The 18574-nt window shown below is 64.2% G+C and carries 17 protein-coding genes; 6 read left to right on the top strand and 11 right to left on the bottom strand.

The genetic code is table 11. The features are described from left to right. Positions 1-8 precede the first annotated feature (8 nt). Both AAK988_RS01165 and AAK988_RS01160 read left to right on the top strand, forming a co-directional pair. Entirely contained in the window at positions 9-656 is a 648-nt protein-coding gene (locus AAK988_RS01165) for a nucleotidyltransferase domain-containing protein (RefSeq protein WP_369873166.1), read from the top strand. Then, complete coding sequence (locus AAK988_RS01160; protein ID WP_369873167.1) at positions 637-1026, top strand: HepT-like ribonuclease domain-containing protein; 390 nt, start codon at positions 637-639, stop codon at positions 1024-1026. Before AAK988_RS01165 ends, AAK988_RS01160 begins: the two co-directional genes overlap by 20 nt. A gap of 125 nt (positions 1027-1151) precedes the next feature. Here the strand turns inward: AAK988_RS01160 and AAK988_RS01155 are convergent, their stop codons facing one another. From AAK988_RS01155 to AAK988_RS01145, 3 genes are all read right to left on the bottom strand, one after another. Further along, positions 1152-1730, bottom strand: coding sequence for a 4Fe-4S dicluster domain-containing protein (locus AAK988_RS01155; RefSeq protein ID WP_369873168.1), 579 nt, complete (start codon positions 1728-1730; stop codon positions 1152-1154). 14 nt (positions 1731-1744) lie between these two features. Beyond that, positions 1745-4252, bottom strand: coding sequence for a molybdopterin-containing oxidoreductase family protein (locus AAK988_RS01150; protein WP_369873169.1), 2508 nt, complete (start codon positions 4250-4252; stop codon positions 1745-1747). Between the two features lie 115 nt (positions 4253-4367). Then, positions 4368-5591 carry a Fic family protein gene (locus AAK988_RS01145; RefSeq protein WP_369873170.1) on the bottom strand — a complete coding sequence of 408 codons (1224 nt, stop codon included), beginning with the start codon at positions 5589-5591 and terminating at the stop codon, positions 4368-4370. 343 nt (positions 5592-5934) lie between these two features. Here AAK988_RS01145 and AAK988_RS01140 point away from each other — a divergent pair, with 343 nt between their 5' ends. The 3 genes from AAK988_RS01140 (at position 5935) to aroF (ending at position 7911) form a co-directional block, all read left to right on the top strand. Beyond that, positions 5935-6501, top strand: a complete 567-nt coding sequence (locus AAK988_RS01140; protein ID WP_369873171.1) for an HdeD family acid-resistance protein — start codon at positions 5935-5937, stop codon at positions 6499-6501. A gap of 331 nt (positions 6502-6832) precedes the next feature. Then, positions 6833-7114: a chorismate mutase gene (locus AAK988_RS01135; protein WP_016310628.1), complete on the top strand. Its 282-nt coding sequence runs from the start codon at positions 6833-6835 to the stop codon at positions 7112-7114. Next, a complete protein-coding gene (gene aroF / locus AAK988_RS01130) occupies positions 7111-7911 on the top strand; it encodes a 3-deoxy-7-phosphoheptulonate synthase (RefSeq protein ID WP_016310629.1) in 801 nt (266 codons plus the stop codon). Before AAK988_RS01135 ends, aroF begins: the two co-directional genes overlap by 4 nt. Positions 7912-8102: 191 nt before the next feature. On the opposite strand, the gene AAK988_RS01125 is transcribed toward aroF, so the two are convergent. The 6 genes from AAK988_RS01125 to AAK988_RS01100 all read right to left on the bottom strand — a co-directional run bounded on the left by AAK988_RS01125 (position 8103) and on the right by AAK988_RS01100 (position 14815). After that, a complete protein-coding gene (locus AAK988_RS01125) occupies positions 8103-8870 on the bottom strand; it encodes an energy-coupling factor transporter transmembrane component T family protein (protein WP_369873172.1) in 768 nt (255 codons plus the stop codon). After that, positions 8870-9886 carry an energy-coupling factor ABC transporter ATP-binding protein gene (locus AAK988_RS01120; protein WP_369873173.1) on the bottom strand — a complete coding sequence of 339 codons (1017 nt, stop codon included), beginning with the start codon at positions 9884-9886 and terminating at the stop codon, positions 8870-8872. The genes AAK988_RS01125 and AAK988_RS01120 overlap by 1 nt, the downstream gene beginning before the upstream one ends. Then, a complete protein-coding gene (locus AAK988_RS01115) occupies positions 9883-10722 on the bottom strand; it encodes an energy-coupling factor ABC transporter ATP-binding protein (protein WP_262998703.1) in 840 nt (279 codons plus the stop codon). Before AAK988_RS01115 ends, AAK988_RS01120 begins: the two co-directional genes overlap by 4 nt. 9 nt (positions 10723-10731) lie before the next feature. Continuing rightward, positions 10732-11415 (bottom strand): hypothetical protein, encoded by a 684-nt coding sequence (locus AAK988_RS01110; protein ID WP_369880282.1) that lies wholly within the window; start codon positions 11413-11415, stop codon positions 10732-10734. A gap of 551 nt (positions 11416-11966) precedes the next feature. Further along, the gene (locus AAK988_RS01105) at positions 11967-13826 is read right to left on the bottom strand and encodes a DUF6320 domain-containing protein (RefSeq protein WP_369873176.1); all 1860 of its coding nucleotides are present in this window, start codon (positions 13824-13826) and stop codon (positions 11967-11969) included. Beyond that, the gene (locus tag AAK988_RS01100; RefSeq protein WP_369873177.1) at positions 13799-14815 is read right to left on the bottom strand and encodes an alpha/beta hydrolase; all 1017 of its coding nucleotides are present in this window, start codon (positions 14813-14815) and stop codon (positions 13799-13801) included. Before AAK988_RS01100 ends, AAK988_RS01105 begins: the two co-directional genes overlap by 28 nt. Before the next feature lie 424 nt (positions 14816-15239). Here AAK988_RS01100 and AAK988_RS01095 point away from each other — a divergent pair, with 424 nt between their 5' ends. After that, positions 15240-17459 carry a HelD family protein gene (locus tag AAK988_RS01095; RefSeq protein ID WP_369880281.1) on the top strand — a complete coding sequence of 740 codons (2220 nt, stop codon included), beginning with the start codon at positions 15240-15242 and terminating at the stop codon, positions 17457-17459. A 33-nt stretch (positions 17460-17492) separates the two neighbouring features. On the opposite strand, the gene AAK988_RS01090 is transcribed toward AAK988_RS01095, so the two are convergent. Together AAK988_RS01090 and AAK988_RS01085 are read right to left on the bottom strand one after the other, a co-directional pair. Beyond that, the gene (locus tag AAK988_RS01090) at positions 17493-17924 is read right to left on the bottom strand and encodes a hypothetical protein (protein WP_160347206.1); all 432 of its coding nucleotides are present in this window, start codon (positions 17922-17924) and stop codon (positions 17493-17495) included. 86 nt (positions 17925-18010) lie between these two features. Further along, positions 18011-18448 (bottom strand): LytTR family DNA-binding domain-containing protein, encoded by a 438-nt coding sequence (locus AAK988_RS01085; protein ID WP_151430895.1) that lies wholly within the window; start codon positions 18446-18448, stop codon positions 18011-18013. Positions 18449-18574 lie beyond the last annotated feature (126 nt).

Here is an 18574-nt window from a genome sequence, read left to right as displayed (position 1 = left end):
AGGGAGATGTGGCCGATACGGCACGTGCGATGCCGCAGCGGATTAAAGTGTCCAGCAAGCGGCAGATCACCATTCCCGCGAAAGCTTACAAAGACATGGGCTTCACCGATTATGCCCTCATCGAGCAAACGGATGAGGGGCTACTCATCAAACCGCTGAAGGTGGAAGACGAAGGCGTCTCTCTTGACGTGCTGCGTCGGCTTATCACCGAAGGGTATGCGGGGGAAGAGCTGGTTGAGCGCTACGCCGCCCTGTGTCCCCACGTCGTCCGCTTTAGCGATCTGCGGGATTCTGCGCCAGCTTCTATTCCGGCGCCGCAGGAGGTGACCTCCGATGAGTCTCGTGAAGGGGAACGCGAGCGGGTGTTGGCCGCTGTTGCGCAGGAATGCGGGAAGTACGAGGCCATAACCTGCGGCTATGTGTTCGGCTCGTTCGCGCGCGGCGATTTTGCCGCCGAGAGCGATGTGGACGTGCGGCTGGAATACGACAAGGCCGCCCCCTTCAGCCTGTTCGAAGTCGCGCAATTCCAGAAGCATGTGGAGCGCGTGACAGGGCGCGACGTAGATGTGGTCACAGCGCGGAAGGTGAAAAACCCCAACCTCGCCGCAGCCATCGAGAGGGAGAAGGTGCTGGTGTATGAGCGCAAAGGCCACTGATCTCACGCGTGTGCAGGAGATATTCAATCTCATCATGGAGACGCGGGGTCAAATGGCGCGGCTCGGGATTACCGAGCAGCGCTTCAAAAGCCCCGAATCCGATGCCGACCAGCTGTTCGCTGAGGCTATCATGAATCGGGTGCTGCGCATCACCGAGGAAGCGGGTTCGCTCAGCGATAGCGCGCTGGCCCATTACGATTTCGAGCGTCGGGCGATCAAGGGCGTTCGCAATCGCCTGGCCCATGCCTACGGGGATGTGAATGCAGACATTATCTGGCAGGTTATCGACGAAGATTTCCCTGTTCTGCTCGAAGGCTGCCAGCGTTATTGCGACGAGTTGGGATTGGAGCTTGAGTTGGCGGAGATTTGAGTGCGCCCATCAGCTGAATTCGACCCAAGGGCTGATTGCATGAGAGGGCCCCGACCCTACGAGATCGAGGCCCTTGAGATCCTAAGCTGCCGACAGGCGTTTTAAGCTATCTCAAAACTTCAGAGTTATTGCCTTACGGAGTTCCAGTAATATACGTTTGGTCCGGTTCCCGATTCTTCGAGAAGACGCACAGTCTCGTTTTCCGCTATGATTTTCGCAATACCTGATTCGGGATCATCCAGATCCCCTGCGACGATGGCGCGGCCGGGGCAAGAGAGCTGGCATAAAGTGGTCTGCTCTCCGTTGAGCAATCGATGCTCGCACATGGTGCACTTATCCGCGATGTTGGTGTCGGGATTGATGGATCGAGCATCATAGGGGCAGGCCTTTACGCACGACTCGCATCCGATACACTCTTCGGCCTCTATCAGCACAAGGCCGTTGTCCTGTTTCGTAGAAGCGCCCGTAGGGCATGCCTCTACGCAAGGCGGGTTGTCGCAGTGCTGGCAGGGCACTGGCGTCCATGTCATCGCCAGGTTGGGATAACTGCCTGTTGGCACATCGTAGACGAGCGCCTCGTCGTCGTTGAGCACACGAATGCGCATAGTGCCATCGGCGACGTTGTTTTCCATCTTGCAGCTAATTGAGCATGTGCGGCAGCCGATGCAGCGATGCAGATTGATCGCAAAACCGTATTTCGTCATGGTTGTCTCCTCATCTAGGCCAGTCGTACATCGACCAGATTGTCATAGGGCGCGAAGTTTGTCTCGGAAATCGCGTCCTGGGCCGGATTCAGTGTCATCTGAATAAGCGAACTGTAATGGGTGTTTCCCGGGAAGTCCCTGGGCCACCAACCTTGGCGCTGATTGAGGCATCCAGGTTTGATCTCGGGGGTAACGAGGGCCTTCACCTGATAGCTACCACGATCGTTGAAAACCTCTACGATATCGCCGGTGCGGATGGAGCGCTCGTCTGCGTCGCTCGGCGATATCTCGAGCCACGGTTCCGGTGCCACCTCGCGGATCCAAGGAAGCTGCACGTGCTGGGAATGAGTGGTGTATACAGTGCGGCAGTTCATAAAAGTGAGTGGATAGACGCCGGCTCTCTCGCTGCGATTCGACTCAAGCGGCTCGTAATGACAGGCGAGTTCTTCTCCGAACTCTAGCAGGCTTTCGGTGTAAAGTTCAATTTTACCCGAGGGAGTTTGGAAGCGCATCGATTCGAAGGCGATATGGTTATCGGGATATCCCGAAGTCACTACCTTTTTCTCTAGCAACTCGTCGAAATCGATGCTGGAGAATTCAGGAACAGGGCACTCCTCGATAAGGTGTTTGCGGGCGTACTCTTCAATGGGCAATTTCCATTCGGTTTCTTCGAGAATTCCGAATCGATCAGCGAGCATTTGGGCAATTTCATAGTCAGTTTTTGCTTCGAACTGTGCAGGGATGGCCTGTTCCCGCACTTGCACGTAGTTGTTCGACCACGAGGTGACGATGTCGAAGGGGTCCTCGTAGTAACTTGTCACCGGCAAAACAAGATCAGCGTAGCAAGCTCCGGGGGTCATGATCTGCTCGGAGACGATAATGAAATCGAGCTGGGGGAGCACTTCTTGCTCGAGGCGGTTGCGGTCGGGCCCCTGAGTGCCCCAGCCGTAATTCTGCGTCCAGAGCAGCTTGATGGGATGGGGCTTCTGGCTCGCGACGATGTCGTACCACTGAGACCCAGGGAGGGTTGTGGACGCATGTCCTTCCCGCGGAGTGACGGCGGTAGGACCGAGAGAGAAGAGGAATCGCATGAGCGTTCCGCCAGCCCAGCTGATGTTTGCGTGAGGCTTGCCGATGTTTCCCGTAATGCCGGCAAGTTGGATGAGCGCTCGAGTGGGTAGATGCCCGTTCCAGTAGCGGTTGGTTCCTTGGCTCACTCGGAGGGCAGCCGGCGTGTCCGTTATGTAGGTCTCAGCGAGCTTGACGATATCCTCGGCGGATACTTCGCAGATAGCGCTAGCGGCCTCGGGGGTATAGTTTTCAAGGGACTCTACGAGGAGTTGGAACGCTGGTTTGGCCTCCAGTATGTCTCCATTGACAGAAACAGCGCAGGAACCGGTAAGGGCAGCTGTTTCGGGTACCTGGACGATGTCGGGTAGCTCTCCGGATACCTGGATGGAGGGATAGGCGGGTTTCATCTCGTCGGGCACAGGGGCTACGGGAACCGCTGCTTGGGCATCCTCATCCCAAACCAGGTAGTTGTCGCCTTGGCGCAGCAACTTGCCGGTGGCGGTGTCTACGAGGAATGCTCCGTTGGTGTACGTGCGCACGAAGTTCTCATCGTAGCGGCCGGTGGCAACGATGTGATTCATCATGCCGAGGACCAGAGCCGCGTCGGTGCCGGGGCGAACGGGAACCCACCAGTCTGCCTTCGCCGCAGTGCGCGAGAAGCGAGGGTCCACTACGATGAGTTTCGCGCCGGCCTCTTGCGCGTCGAAGAGGAAATGGGCTTCCTGCATGTTGGTTTCGGTGTAGTTGCAGCCGAACATGATAATGGCCTTAGCTCCAACGAGATCTTCCCAGCAGCTGCCATCCTGCTGCACGCCGAGCGGAGGAAGGAAGCCCATGTTGCATGCGTTGTCACCCATGATGCCAAAGTTAGTGAAGGCGGTGCCGTCGTAGGTCATGGCAAGCAATGATGCCATGATCTGGGGAAATACTCCATAATTGCCGGTCATGCCGATGAATGCGTTCGCCGTGGGCCCATACTCGTCAATGTTCTTCTGCATGTGCTCGTAAATGAGATCCAGTGCCTCTTCCCAGCTGATGCGCTCGAATTCTCCGCTGCCGCGTTCTCCGGTTCGCTTCATGGGGTATTTCACGCGATCATCGGAGTATACGCGTTGCATGGCGTTGCTGATCCCTCGTAGGCAGATGCGATGGTAAGCATTGTTGGGGAAATCGGCGGCCTCTACCTTTACGAGTCTGTCGTCCTTCACGAAAGCGTTGATGCCGCAGCTGCCGACGCAGTTCGGTGCGCATACGGTACGGGTTATGCGGTCGTAATCGGGCTGGGCCGCGCGGCCTTCCGTAGTGCCGAGGGATTCGGGGGCATTGGCCTCGGGAGCGCAGGCCGCGAGTGACGATCCCGCTGCTGCAACTGCTGCGGCGCCTCCTGTCAACTTCAGGAATTGACGGCGCTTCAGGGTGCCATTCGGGACGCGTGGCTTTAGTTCTGTCATGGAAAACTCCTCTCCTCCAAAAGACGGCGACGCGGAATCGCCCTTGGGGGGAGTATAGAAAAGAACATGGGGTGCTCACCTCATGTTCCAGGTTTTTCGAAAGGCTGGATGGGGGTTAGATGGGGCGGTTGACTTCGCTCCCGGTCGTTGTAAACGAATCGCGCGAAACGGGCACATTGGGGGAGACGAGCCGATCGATGCTATCAAGTATGGCGAACGAAAGGGGCGCGGTGTACACATGGGCTTTCTGCGGATGCTCCACAATGGATACAATGCCCACTGATTCGAGGCGATGCAAAGCTTCGTTTACGGAAGAGATGCTTTTGCCTGTCATCGCTGCAGCATGGCGAGCTGTCAGTGCTGGCGACATGGCCAAGGCGTTGAGGAGAGCGTCGGTGGTCGAGCCCCTGCTTATTTTGCCGAGGGCGTCTTGCCAGGTATCACGGAGTTTGCCGAGGGCGTCAAGGTATACATCGGCTGTTTTCGAAGAAATTTCAGCTGCTTTGGCGCAAAAGCTTATCCATTGATTGAGAGCGGCCATCTGTCCCCGTTGCTCGGGTAGCGCTTGGTAGGGAAGAAGGGATTTGGCATGGCTTTTAGTGTCTGCAGCTGGTGCGAGTCCTATAGGTACAACGACATTGCCGACAAGTCCGCGATGGCGCAGTATGGCGTGGCACATGAGTCGGCCTGTTTTGTCCAGACCAGACTTGAAGGGCTTGATTTCTTCGAATTGGAAGTGCGCGATCGCCGCTTGAGCGATGGGGGAATACAGGTCCCGGTTGATGAAAACGCAGAGATCTTCCATAAGGGGTTTTACTTCTTCGGGTGGGGGTGGCAGGTAATTGTCGCCTGCTTGTTGCGTTAGCTCAACGGGAACGTCCCGAAAGCGAGTGCCTTGGAGGTGGGCCTCGGTTCCGTGCTCGGCAATAGAGTGAATATTGAGCAGGGTATGGCAAGTGATAGGGACGTCGGGTCGGATCTCCTCGTAGATGTACTCGAGCGCTCGCACATAGCGGATTGACTCGACAGCGCCCCGCCTCGCTTCATCGTTGTCGAAGTCGAACGCGTCCAGGGCGCTTAGACGCTCTTCGCCGTTAGAGGTGTCATCGAGAAACGCCTCAAGGAAGAAAAGGGAGGCTACTGACGGCTTGAGCCCTTCTATGCGAATGGAGGAAAGAGCTTCGGTGCGAGCGAGAGCGCGGGAGAGCGCGCCCGATGCCCCGCTAGCACGTGCGCGGGCTTCGATAGATGCGGTACATATTTCAGCGCGCGACAATTCTGCCTGAACAGTAGGCGAGATTGGAATTGTCTGATGGGCGAGAGGCACAGGTTGATACATGACACCATCCCCGCTCTGATGCGATGCTATCTGATGAGAGAAGATTAGCATACGACGATGCTGCCATTGGCGATATTCGGGTTTCCGCTTTTTTCGGAAAGTGTCTTCTTCCTAACAGGGAGGTATCGGTAAAGTTGCCTTGTTGACGGGTTGGGCGCAATGTGCGAACTTCGTCAACTGATTGCTTTCAACGATGACCTTCGAGCGCTGCGTTTTGGACGGCTGCCTTAACATATCGCCAATAAGAGAGGTTCCGATTGGCTCGCACCGTAGGGAGGGCGGTGGCACAACGGCAGGAACCAGGATACGGGCGTTACGGGCGCCGAGCGATAGGAGTTGCCTTATGGAGAAGATTTTGGATCTGGTGCGGTCGAACAACCTGGTGCAGGCGGTGCTGTGCATAGCCTTTGGCTTGTTCCTCATGATTTATCCCTCCATAACCATTCAGGGCATCATCATGCTGTTCGGCGTGGCCCTGGCGCTCATGGGTGCGGCCGGTCTGGTGTCCTACTTCCGCCAGAAGAGCGTGCGCTATCGCAATACGGGTACCCTCATGGGAGCGGTCTTCTACCTCATCATCGCCCTTATCGCTTTCGTGTTTCCCAAGGTGATTGCCGGGTTCTTCTCGGTGGTGCTCGGTGTGGTGCTCATCCTGTTCGCCATTGTGAACGTGGTGCGCGCCGTGGGGCTGCGCTCGTTCGGTAGCAGTATCTGGATCGCCGTGCTCGTGGCCGCCGTCATCGTGGGCGTCGGCGGAGTGCTCATCGTGGTGAATCCCTGGGGCGCTTCCATGACCTTCGTGCTGGTGCTGGGCGCGGCCTTCATCGCCAACGGTGCCGTGGACCTGTTCATCGAATGGTACGCCCGCGATTCCGCCAAGCAGGCCGACTTGATGGCGCGGCCCCGCTAAGGAGCGAGGCAGCCGGCGCGAAGGAGGTGCCGGACTGCGTGCCGGCCCCGTCGCCTTAGAGCGCGCTGCTCGGGCGGTCGCCCCGCTGATCGAGCCATGTCTCGGGCTCGGACGGCGCCGCCGCGCTGGCGCTCCCACTCCTTCCGTATCCCGCTGGCTCGCATTCGATTTTACCGATGGCGGCCCGTCGCGGGCTTCTATAACTTAATTGCTCCATGACCCCTGCTCGCGCGGGGGTCTTTGCTATCATGGACGCCACGCGAGGGCCGCCTGCGCCGCGTGGGCGCGTCGGCCATGCTCGTTCAAGTTTTGGTACACGAAAGGAAAAGCGATGTCTGAAGAGAACAGCAATCTTGCCGAGATTCAGAAGCATCGTGAGCAGATCGACGCCATTGACCGCGAGATCGTCGCGCTTTTGAACAAGCGTGCCGGCCACTCGCTGGTCATTCGCGGTCTGAAACCCGGTGCGCATATGGGTCTGTACGACGCGCGCCGCGAGGAGGAGATCTTCGCGCGGGTGGACAGCTACAACGAGGGGCCGCTGTATAACGAGAACCTCCGCGAGATTTATGCCACCATCCTCAAGATCATGAAGGAGACGCCGTCCGTATGAGCGAAGTGAAGATTGCCCCCATCCCCGATCTCGGCCAGCGCACCGACGAGATCACCATTTACGCCGGGCCCTGCTCGGTGGAATCGACCGAGCAGTTCAACGAGGTGGCGGAGTGCGTCGCCGATCTCGGTCTTTCCTGGATCCGCGGTGGCGCCTTCAAGCCCCGCACCAACCCCCATTCCTTCCAGGGCTTGGGCGAAGAGGCGCTCAAGATCATGAAGGCCGCCGGCGACACCTACGGCCTGAAGACGCTCACCGAGGTCATGGACTCGGCCCACTGCCAGCTGGTGGCCGATTACGTGGACGGCCTGCAGGTGGGCGCCCGCAACTTCCAGAACTTCAGCCTGCTGAAGAAGATCGGCCAGGTGACCGCCGAGAGCCAGCAGATGGTGCTGTACAAGCGCGGTTTCGCCGGCACCATCGCCGAATGGCTGGCCGCCACCGACTACATCACCGATTGCGGCAACAACAACGTGGTGCTGTGCGAGCGCGGCATCCGCACCTTCGAGACGGCCACCCGCTTCACGCTGGACATCGCTGCGGTGCCGGTCATCCACAAGCAGTCGCTGTATCCGGTGTGCATCGACGTGTCGCACCCGGCCGGCCAGCGCGACCTGGTGCCGGCCCTGGCGAAGGCGGCCGTGGCGGCTGGGGCCGACTCGCTCATGATCGAGGTGCATCCCAACCCGCCGGTGGCTCTGTCCGACGGCCCCCAGCAGCTGACGCCGGCCCAGTTCCGCGAGCTCGTCGCCGAGCTGCGCGAGTTGGCCGCCTGCCTGGGCAAGAAGATCGTGTAGACAGTTTCCCCTTTCGGGAGATCGCAAGGCCCTCGACGCCGATGGCGCGAGGGCCTTTTTCGTGCGGGGGGGTGGATGCGGTGCGCGCCCGTGCATGCCCGTGCGCTCGCGAGAGGGGGATGGAGCCCGCGCCGTTCACAGGCTCTCGCACGTTTCGGCATGATGCCGCTGGTTTTGCGGCGCGCGGCGGGCTATCCCAGGACAGCCAGGGCGATGGCGGCGGCCAGGATGAGGGCGCAGGCGGCCAGGGCCAGGTAGTCCTCGGCATGCAGGGGGTAGTCCTTGTAGCCGCTTTGGCGGGTGCGCAGGTTGAAGCCGCGCACCTCGGCGGCGATGGCGGCGGAGTTCGTCTTGCGCACGGAGCTGACGAGCAGGGGCACGCACAGGGGCATCATAAGCCGCATCTTCTTTGCGAGCGAGCCGTCGAAGGCCACGCCGCGGGCCGTCTGCGCCTCCATGATGCCGGCCATGTCGTTCATGAACACGGGGATGAAGTGCACCGTGGACGTGAAAGTGAAGGCGTACTTGTAGGGCACGTGCAGCTGCTTCACGGCTGAGTTCGTGATGTCGCTCATACGGGTGACGTAGAACACGAGGAACAGCGGGATGGCCGCCGCCTCCAGGCGCACGATGGCTGTAAGCGCTGCCAGCAAGCTGCCGGTGCCGAGGTAGCCCCAGGGCAGGGCGACGAGGGGTGCTCCCGTCGGGGTGGTGAGCAGCAGCACCACGGCCAGGATGAGCGAGAACGCGAAGACGGCCTTCATGAGCCCTGCGGTCTCGCGCCCCAATCCGCAGCCGGCGGCCAGGGCCACGGCTCCGGCGAGCAGCACGCCCAGGAAGATCAGGTTACTCGTGGTGAAACAGGCGATGGCGAACAGGATGGCGCAGACGAGCTTCACCGATGGGTTCATGCGATGGAGAAAGCTCGTGCCGGGCACATACTCCAGGAACTTGGCCATTATCGGGCTCCTTCTGCGTCGGGGTTGTCGGGGACCGCGGCCGGGGCGGGGCATCCGGGAGCCGCTGTTTGGTCGGGGCGGTCGGGTTCCAGCTCATCCAGCATGCCAGCGCCATTGCGCCCGGGAGCCGCCGGTTCGGGGCGGTCGGGGGTCGCTGCCGGATCGGGACGTTCGGCAGCGGCCGCGCCGGCGTCGGCCGTCGTTGCGGCGGCGAGGGCGTCTGCCATGGCGTCCACGGTGTTGGCTGCGGCCACGGGCGCGGGGCAGGCGGGCAGCTCGCGCTCAAGGGCGAGGGCGATCGCGGTGATCTGCGGCGGCAGGATGTGGGTCTCGGCCAGGACGGCGGGGTCGCGCAGTACCTCGAAGGTGGGGCCGTCGGCCACCACGCGACCGGCGGTCATGGCGATGACGCGATCGGCGAAGTCGCCCACCACTTCCATGTCGTGGCAGACCATGATGACGGTGGTGCCCTGCTCGTTCAGCTCGCGCACCACGGCCATGACCTTCTCGCACTCGCGGAAATCGAGGCCGGTGGTGGGCTCGTCCAACACGATGACGGGCGGCGCCAGCACGATGATAGAGGCCAGGGCCAGAAGCTGGCGGGTGCCGCGGTTCAGCAGGAAGGGCTCGGCATCGGGTGAAAAGCCGAAGCGCTCGATGACGGCATCGACGCGGGCCTCGGCCTCAGGTCCCTCCTCGCCCAGGGCGCGAAAGCCGAAGAGCAGCTCCTCGCGCACCGTGGCGCAGCAGATCTGCCGGTCGGGGTTCTGGAAGAGGAAGCCGATGCGCCGGGCCAGCTCGCTCGTCTTCAGGGCGCCGGTGGGCACCCCGTCGATGAGCACCTCGCCGGCCGTGGGCTTCAGCAGGCCGTTGACCAGGCGCATGGTGGTGGACTTGCCGGCGCCATTGGTGCCGACGAAGGCCACGAAGTCGCCGTCATTCACGGTGAAGCTGACATCGCGCAGCACGGCCAGCTCGCCGTCGTAGCTGGCGCTGACGTTCTTGAACTCGATCATGCGAGCACCTCCTTCGCGGCGGCCACAGCGCCGGCCACGGTGCGCACCGCAGGCCCGTCGTACAGGCCGCGGTCGGCCAGCGTGTTGACGAGGGTGGTGGCCCGGGGCACGTTCACGCCCAGGGCCAGCAGCGTATCGGCGTGGGCGAGCACGGCCTCGGGCGCGTCGGCGAAGCGGATGCGGCCCCCGTCCACGATGACGAGCATATCGGCGTAATCGGACAGCAGCGCGATCTTCTGCTCCACCACGATGACCGTGGTGCCGTGCTCGCGGGCGTAGCGGGCCAGCAGGTCGAACACGGCCACCGACGAGGCGGGGTCCAGCTCGGCGGTGGGCTCGTCCAGCACGAGCACCCGCGGGCGCAGGGCCAGCACTGATGCCACGGCCACCTTCTGCTTCTGGCCGCCGGACAGGCTGTCGATGGTGCGGTCGCGCACATCGGCGATGCCCATGGCCGCGAGGGCCTCGGTGACCCGGCCGGGAATCTCCTCGCGGGGCACGGCGAAGTTCTCCAGGCCGTAGAGCAGCTCGTCCTCCACCACGGTGGCTACCATCTGGGAATCGATGTCCTGGCACACGCTGCCCACAAGCTGGGACAGATCGGTGAGGGAGGCCTCCATGGTGTCGAGCCCCTCCACGGACACCTCACCGTAGAAGTCGCCGGGGTAGCAGTGGGGGATGATGCCGTTCACCGCGTAGGTGAGGGTGGACTTGCCGCTGCCCGCCGCGCCGGTGATGCCGACGAAGCAGCCGTCGGGAATGGTCAGGTTGATGTCCCGCACCACCAGATCGGCGCCCTCGCGGTAGCGGAAGCTGAAATCTCGGAACTGGATCATGGCGTTCTCCTAGCGCTTCAGGACCTTGGCCAGGGGAGTGGCGAGAATCTGGACGAAGATGGCGTTGAAGGTGGCGGTGCCGAGTACGATGGCCACATAGGCGGCCATGGCCACGGCGAAGCTGCCGCCGACGGAGACGACGTTGATGTAGACGGACAGGGCGGCGAAGGTGAAGCCGGACACACAGGTGGAGATGAAGGTGTTCACGAGGGGGTTGGCGTCGAATTTGCCGCCGATCTTCATGGGCACGCGGATGAGAAGGCCGCAGGCCACAGCACCGAGCAGCTCGGAGGGGATGTTCAAGAGCGGCGTGGCGTTCAGCATGGGGATTTGGCAGACGAGGCCGGCGATGAGGCCGATGACGGCTGACTGGGCCAGGGTGGGGCGGATGAGGATGATGGCGAGGCAGTAGGCGGCGATGACGAAGTTCGGCTTCATGCCGAAGGAGGCGAGCAAGCTGCCCACGGTGAGCTTCAGCACGGCACCAGCGGCCAGGAGCACGGCCACGAGAATGAGGTCCTGGATGGACAGGCCTCCCCGCGCCGTTCCAGTGGCCTTCTCGCCGGCTGCCGAAGTGCCGGCGGCGGTGCGGGCCCGGCCGGCCGGGGCGGCGGAGTCGCCGGTGCGCAGGGCGCCAGCGGGAGCCTGGGGGGTTGCGGTCTCGGTGTCGGGGGTGAGGGTGCGCTCGGTCATGACGATCAGTCCTTTCTCGGCGGCGCGTACGGGGCCGCCTGTCGCGCTCGCTTGCTCGCGAGCCTTCCAGTGGATAGCAATTGCCCCGTATCCGACGCCTTCGAGAGGTTCCGGCCGCACCCCAAACAAAAAAGGGATCTGTCCTTGGATTAAAGGACAGATCCCTCGATCTGCGGTGCCACCTTTAATTGATCCGCCAAAGCGAACCCTCTCGTGAACGGGCCATCACCCGCTCTGCCTTTAACGCAGGCTCACGGTCCAGATACTCAGTGACGCGGAGACAAACCGCGGCAACCTTTCCCCTTTCCCTCGGCGATCCATTTACCCTCTGGCGTTCTGCGGGAATCTCAGCTGCGCCCGCTCTCTGTGAGTGCCCGGAAGGCTTGACCTTCGCCTCATCGGTTTAGGTGTATTCAATTGCTGGCCCGTACTTTAGCACAAGAACCTGATCGCGCAACCCCACAATTTGGCAAACGCCGCGCAGCGAAGGAGGCGAGGGGGCCGGGGCGGGGCTGGGTTAGTATGGTATGAAGTGGACGTTTCGTCCCGACCTATCCTAGGGAGAACAGCTTGTGCATTTCGGCGGCCAGCGGCTTGCGGGTAAGCAGTAGAAGGGCGGCCAGGAGCGCCACGGCAGCCGCGGCGGCGGTCCACGCCAGATAGGGCCAGGTGGTTAGGCCCGCGAGGGCCAGGGCGGCCGGTACGAGACCGAGGACGAGCTCGTACAGCAGGTACTTCGCGTAGCCGCTCACGAAGGGGCCGCGGTAGGCGATGAGCAGCACGGCGTTGAAGCTCAGGCCGAGCAGACAGAGCCCCGGCAGGGCGAAGGTGGTGACGAAGAGATTGCCCGTGGCGAGGAACCACAGGGCCCCCACGGCCAGAAGTACGAGGAAATACCGTTCCACCACCCGGATGAAATCGGGGGCGTGCACGATCATATTCCGCACGAACAGCCAGTTCAGGGCAATGGCGGCGCAGGGGAGAATCACGGCGGGCGCTCCAGCGCCCAAAGCCGCTCCGAGCAGGCCCGTGGCTATCATGCACAGCACGGTCAGCAGGAGCATCACCGTGCGTGCCCCGCTGCTTTTCCGCATGAAGGCGTTCGGCGGGAACACCGAGGGCTCCGGCGCCCGCTCGCGCGCCCGGCTGCACGCCGGCGAGCGATGGAGGGCGGCGGTGTCGCGGCTGGCGTTCAGATAGCCGGCGCACCCCGCGCGCTCCAGCACCTCCACGACCGCTCGGGCCACGCGCAGGCTCACAAAGCGGCTCGACATGCCTAGGGACAGGTCGTCGCCGTGGGTGCATACGATGAAGTTGAGGCCCGCCGTAGAGGTAAGGGCGCTGATGCCCTGCACGAAGGGGGCGGCGGTCTCGTCCATTGCTACGCGGCCCAGGCTGGATACGGTGGTGGTCACCTCCCGGGTCGTCTTCCAGGCGGCCAAGCCCAGGATGGCGTCCTTGACGAAGAGGGGCGCGGCGCGCAGGAGCGGATTCTTCTCTAGCTTGATCATGGCCATCATGCGGCGCTTCAGGGCCGTCGGCTCGGTGCCGGCGGTCAGCTGGCGCTGCACTTCGGCGGCCACGGCCAGCAGGGGCTCATCGGCGGTGCCGGGCGTGTAGGTGATGAAGGCGAGGCCGAAGAAGTTGCGCAGGGTGGCAGAACCGAAGAGGCTGCGCAGGTCGACGGGAACGTCCAGGTGGATGGCCCGGTGCCGGTCGCGGGCCGTCATGGTGGAGCGCACGGCGCAGATGACCGCGGCGATGAGCAGGGATGTGACGCTGACGCCGGCCTCCTTGGCCCGACGGTGCACGGCGCCGGCCGACAGGTGCAGCTCCAGGTACGTCGGCTCCCCGTCGGTCTTCCAGCCGTTGAGGTGGAAGACCCGCGGCTTGGCGGTGGTGCCCGCCAGGCTGCGGTCGTAGTTGGCTGAGAAGCTGTCCTCGGTTTTCTGGGGCTCGGTGCCGGCGTAGGTGCAGGCCGGCCCGGGGGCGGCTCCGTAGCGCTCGGTGGCGTAAAAACCCACGAGCGCCTTCAGAAACTCCAGGCCGCCCCGGCCGTCCGAGATCATGTGGGAGACTTCCACGTTGATGCGGCGGCGGTAGTAGCTCACGCGGAAGAGCACGCTCTTGGGGCCCGTGTGCAGGCCGAAGCAGATGGGCAGGCTCTCCGGCTCTACCACCGGGCGCGCTCCCGAGGGCTCCAGGTAGTGCCAGAACATGCCGCTTCTCAGGGACACGTTGAAGCCCGGAAAGAGCGCCACCGCGGCATCGAGGGCCCGCTGCAGGGCGGTCGGATCCACCTCGTCGGCCATGGTGGCCGTCAGGCGGAAGATGGTCTGGTCGGGGCTGCCCGCCTCGGCGGCGTAGAACTTGCCGACGTTGTCTAGTCGGTACCAAGCAGGGGCGTCCATGGGAGCTTGCCTTCGGTGGGGATGTCGTCGCCGTCGAGGAAGTGGGAGAGGAGGCGGTAGGTGTCGCGCACGAGCGAGAGCACCGAGGGGTACAGGAAATAGCCGTGCACGCCGTCGGTCATGCGGAAGCAGGCCACCTCGCCTCCCTCGGCATCGAGCCGGGCCGCGAAGGCCTCGCCCTCGTCGCGCAAAGGGTCGTACTCGGCGGTGATGACCAGCGTGCGGGGCATGTCGGCCAAAGACGTCGCGATGAGGGGCGCGAAGCGGGAATCGTGGAAGTCCTCGGGCGCGCGCAGGTACAGCTCGATGTAGTCCACGATGGCCTGGCGGGTGAGGATGTAGTCCTCGCCGTTCTCGCGCACCGAGTCGAACAGGGTGTCCTCGCTGTGGTCGTTGTAGACGAGGGGATACAAGAGGATCTGGGTGCGGGGGGCGAAGTCGCCGCGCTCGCGGGCCAGCAGGCTCACCCCGGCGGTGAGGTTGCCGCCGGCCGAGTCGCCCATGAGTACGATGTGCTCCGGGTCGGCGTCGGGGATGAGCTCGCCGGCGAAGAGCGCCTTCGCCACGGCGTAGGAATCTTCCAGGGCCGTGGGGAAGCGGTGCTCGGGGCTGCGGCGGTAATCCACGGCGATGACGCGGCGCTCCAGCTTCAGGGCCGTGCGCATGCAGGCGTCGCTGTAGAATTCCACATCGCCGTTGGCCCAGCCGCCGCCGTGCATATACAGGATGGTGCCGCGATGATCCTCGTTCACGTGGAGCCCCGCCTTCAGCGAGAAGTCGATGTCGAGCGGGGTGAACACGCGCAGGGGTATCTCGTAGCCGTCGTCGGCGGTGGCAGTGATCTCATCGATGCGGCAGCGCGGATCGGCGATGGTGAGCTTGCCGGCGGCGTCTTCCACCTTGCGCTGGGCATCCCACGAGGAGGCCACGTCGGGCTGCACGAGCGTGATGGCCTTTATCACGGCCTGGACCACGGGGTTCATGGGCATGGCTGCTCCTTTACTCGTTGACGGTGCGTAAATGATGAGGCCCATGCTAAGCGATAAGGTCTTCCGACGGCTACCGCCGGAAGGCCTTGGCATCAAACGGTTAACGGAGCGACACACGGCCAGTCTTTCGAGTTCACGATGCGTGAATGCGCAGGGCCCGGTATGCGCTGGTGGGGGCCGGCAGAAGACCCTGCGGCCCTCTGCCGGCAAGCCGATGGGCGCAGGTGGGAAAACGGGAGTCTGTGAACATCTTGTGGAGGTCGGTGTGCTGCAGCGATGCGGAGCACGAAAGTGCCGCTAGCATAGCCTCCCCACCTTGACGTCGGTGTTTCTCACGCCTCCGACCTCTCAGGTTTCCCGAACGGGGCCGCCGCGGCCGAGCCGTTCGCATGAGACGAAACCTTGGAAGAGGAAGGAGCGGGATGTGACAGCGCCCACTACGCCCCTGCGGGCCAACGACCATCACCAGGCAAACGATATCGAAGAGGCGGAGCGTGCTCATCTTACGGCGGTGCTCGGACAGGTGCGCGTCGCCGTGGCGCGGTCCGGGGCCTTGGCCGCGCGCACCGAGGAGAGCCATCGGGAGGCTGGCGCGCAGCTGGCCGCCTCGCGCGGGGAACTTGCTCCGGAGGAGGCGCACCTGTCGGCCTTCGAGCTGAACCGCCTGGACGCCCAGGCCGCCGTGGCCGCCCGTTCGCACCGGCGCTTGGAGAAGCTGCTGGCCTCCCCCTACTTCGCGCGGGTGGATTTCCTCGATGGGGATGACGCGGCCGCGCGGGGAGCCGGCGCGGACCCCGATGCATCGGCCGGCCCCGACGCGGACCCCGATGCATCGCCTGGCCCCGACGCGGGCGGCACGGTGCCCGGTGGCGGCGCCCCCGAGGTGACCTATATCGGGCGATTCGCCTTCACCTGGGAGAACAAGGCCGTCGTATCCGATTGGCGCAGCCCGGTGGCGGCGCTGTTCTACGATTTCGAGCCGGGCCCCGCGGCCTTCCAGGCGCCGGCGGGCGAGCGACGCGGAACCCTGGTGCGCAAGCGGCAGGTCGCCGTGGAGGAGGGGCGGCTCGTCTACGCCGTCGATTCCTCGTCGAGCGTGCGCGACGAGGTGCTGGCCCAGGCGCTTTCCCGCTCGTCGGATGCGAAGATGCACGACATCGTGGCCTCCATCCAGCGCGAGCAGAACGCCGTCATCCGCGACGAGGCGCCGGGCACGCTCGTCATCCAGGGGGTGGCGGGCTCCGGCAAGACCTCCATCGCCCTGCACCGAGTGGCCTATCTGCTCTACCGCCAGAAGGAGCGGCTCTCCTCGCAGTCGGTGGCCATCCTGTCGCCGAGCCGGGTGTTCTCCGACTACATCTCGGGCGTGCTCCCGGAGCTCGGCGAGGAGCCGGTGCGTTCGTGGAGCCTGCACGAGCTGGCGAGCCTGCTTCTGGAGGGCATCGCGAAGGTGGCGCCCGCCCGCTCGTTCGCCGACGAGGCCGACGCCGTTCGCGCCGAGCGTGCCCAGGTGAAGGGCACCGAAAAGTTCGCGCAATCGCTCGCTGCGTGGCTCGACGGACAGCTGGCTGCGGGCGGGGTGCTGTTCGAGCCGCACGACCTGCCCCTCGGCGGGGATGTGGCCGAGGCCGCCTGGCTTGCCGAGCGCTTCTCGGCCTACGCGCCCGTGCCCTTCGAGGAGCGGCTCGACCTCATCGCGGGCGACGCCCTGGAGCTTGCCCACGGCAAGACCTTCGGCCGCTACGCCCACGCGATGCCGACTCGCCGCGAGCTGAGGTCGCGCCTGCTGCGCATGATGCGCGCGAAGAACCCGCTTGCCCTGTACCGGCGCTTTCTGGCTGACACGGGCCGAAGCGCGCTTCTCAAGATGGCGGCGAAGGGCACGGTGGAATGGGAGGACTCCTTCCCGCTCGTGCTGTGCGCCTGGGCCTTCCGGGGCGCCGACGGCTTTGCCGCCGCCGCGCCAGTGCGCCACCTGGTGATCGACGAGATGCAGGATCTGTCGCCGGCGGCCCACGAGGCTGTCTCGCGGCTCTTCCGCTGCGACAAGACGCTGCTGGGCGACGCGAACCAGCTCGTGGACGGTCGTATTGCCGCCCCTCCCGAGACGGTGGCGGCCCATTACCCCGGAGCCCGCGTGGTGCGCCTCATGACGAGCTACCGCTCCACCTTCGAGATTACCGAGCTGGCGCGGCGCGTGCTGCCCGTGGGCGGTCTGGTGGCGGTCGAGCGCCACGGCGAGGATCCCCGCTTCGTGCGCTGCGGGGACACCGCGGGCGTGCTGGCGGCGGTAGGTGCGGCGGTGGGGCGGTGGCGCGCGGCCCGGCGGCGCACGCTGGGTATCATCGCGAAGTCCGACTTTCTCGCCGCCCGCTACGCCGAGCTCATCGGCCGCGTCCACGAGGTTGCCCTGATCACCGACGAGACCGACACGTACCCGGGCGGCATCGTGGTCACCTCGGTGCGCCTGGCCAAGGGCCTGGAGTTCGACGAGGCGGTGCTGCTGGACGCCGACGGCCGCCAGTACGCCACCGAGGCCGACCGCCATCTGCTGTACGTGGCCCTCACCCGCGCCATGCACGGGCTGACCATCCTCTACCGCGACGAGCCGAGCCCGTTTCTCGGGGATGTCCCGAGGGGGTAGCGCCGGCCTGCGCCTTGGGCGAGCGCAGCGGCCCTATTCCCCGCGCTTCTCGCGGTAGCGGGCCAGGGCGGCGTCGAAGCTGCCGACGGTGCGGCGGTAGTGCAGGGTGTAGCCGGCGGTGATGGCGCCCAGGGTGACCAGGTAGATGGCGGCGAAGGTGATCCAGGCTCCCAGATTGTCAACGGGAAACCAGCCGCCCGCGGCCGCGCAGAGGGCGAGCACGGGCAGGGCCGTGATGCCGAAGCCCGCGATGCGCGCCGGGTAGCTCGGGCGGGTGAGCAGGGCCTCGGTGAACCAGAGCACCTGGAGCAGAGTGAGGGCGGCGCAGGCGGCGAGCAACGACAGCGTGATGACGATGCCTTCGACCGGGCCGGCGAAGGCAAGGCCGGCGACGCACCACAGGGCCATGGCGACGGTGAAGATCACGCAGGTGCGCGTGAAGGCGCTCTTTGCAAGGGAGTTCATGGGGTTTCCTTTCTCGAGGTCGCGCCGAGGACGCGGCGGGGAGGGGTAACGTGAAGTGGGCCGACGGGTTCGGGTCGCGCCGCCCGTCACAGTCCGATCTTCTTCTTGATGGCCGGAGCGTATTGGCGCGAGGCGATGACCGATTCGCCGTTGGACAGCACCAGCTCCAGTCGGGCGTTCAGATAGGGGCGCAGGGCCCGCACGTGATCGAAGTTCACGAGCAGCGATTTCGATGCCCGCACGAACTCGGTGCCGGCGAGCTGGTCTTCCAGCCCGTAGAGTCGCAGGGGGCTCTCCAGCACCCGGTTGCGCCCGTAGAGGAAGGTGCGCCCGTCCACGGTTTCGGCGTAGAGCACCTCGGCGGCCTCTACGATGAAAGTGCTGCCATCGGCGGTGCCGACCAACCGACGATCGTCGGCGTTGGCGGCGGCCACAATGGCCCGCACGCGCCTGTCGATGACCGGGCAGCGGATATCCACCTCCACTTCAGCCAGGTCGCGCCTCTCTTCCAAAGTGAGTTTCACTGATCCTCCTTTCCGTTCGCTCAGCGGTGCCAGTGTGCTCCCGCGAGGCGTTTCGCGCAAGGATGCCGGAAGCCACTTGCACGAGCGGGGTCGTGTCTTGCAACGAAGGGCAGATGAGGGTGCTGC

The sequence above is a fragment of the Adlercreutzia muris genome, from assembly GCF_041223505.1.
Taxonomy (GTDB): Bacteria; Actinomycetota; Coriobacteriia; order Coriobacteriales; family Eggerthellaceae; genus Adlercreutzia; species Adlercreutzia muris.
The sequence above is the reverse complement of the archived record's forward strand: the minus strand, read 5'-3'. Positions and strand labels throughout refer to the sequence as shown.